Below are 719 nucleotides of genomic sequence, written 5' to 3'. Positions count from 1 at the left end.
CTGCTGCTCCAGCACAAGGTGCTGTTCCTGCGCGACCAGGACATCAGCCGTGCCGAGCATGTGGCCTTCGCCCGTCGCTTCGGCGAGCTGGAAGACCATCCGGTGGCCGGCAGCGACCCGGAGCACCCGGGCCTGGTGCGCATCTACAAGAATCCGGAGCAGCCCAACGACCGCTACGAGAACGCCTGGCACACCGACGCCACCTGGCGCGAGCAACCGCCCATGGGCTGCGTGCTGCGCTGCGTCGAGTGCCCGCCGGTGGGCGGCGACACCATGTGGGCCAACATGGCCCTGGCCTACGAAAAGCTGCCGGAAGACGTGAAGCAGCGCATCGAGGGCCTGCGTGCCCGCCACAGCATCGAGTGGAGCTTCGGCGCCGCCATGCCCATCGAGAAGCGCCTGGCGCTCAAGGCCATGTACCCGGACGCCGAGCACCCGGTGGTGCGCATCCACCCGGAAACCGGCGAGAAGATTCTCTTCGTCAACGCCTTCGCCACCCACTTCACCAACTACCACACGCCGGAGCGTGTCCGGTATGGCCAGGACCTCAGCATGGGCAGCAGCGACCTGCTGCGCTACCTGATCAGCCAGGCCTACGTACCGGAGTACCAGGTGCGCTGGCGCTGGAAGCCCAACAGCATGGCGATCTGGGACAACCGCTCCACCCAGCACTACGCCGTGATGGATTACCCGCCCTGCCATCGCAAGATGGAGCGCGC

1 protein-coding gene is annotated in these 719 nt (G+C 66.9%); it reads left to right on the top strand.

The genetic code is table 11. The annotated features are described in order from the left end of the window. Window positions 1–719 (top strand): TauD/TfdA dioxygenase family protein (locus ACFW0H_RS30105; RefSeq protein ID WP_422917480.1); only part of this gene is annotated, 719 nt, incomplete at both ends.

The sequence above is a fragment of the Metapseudomonas cellulosilytica genome (assembly GCF_049334135.1).
In the GTDB taxonomy this organism is placed as follows: Bacteria; Pseudomonadota; Gammaproteobacteria; order Pseudomonadales; family Pseudomonadaceae; genus Metapseudomonas.
The sequence above is the reverse complement of the archived record's forward strand: the minus strand, read 5'-3'. Positions and strand labels throughout refer to the sequence as shown.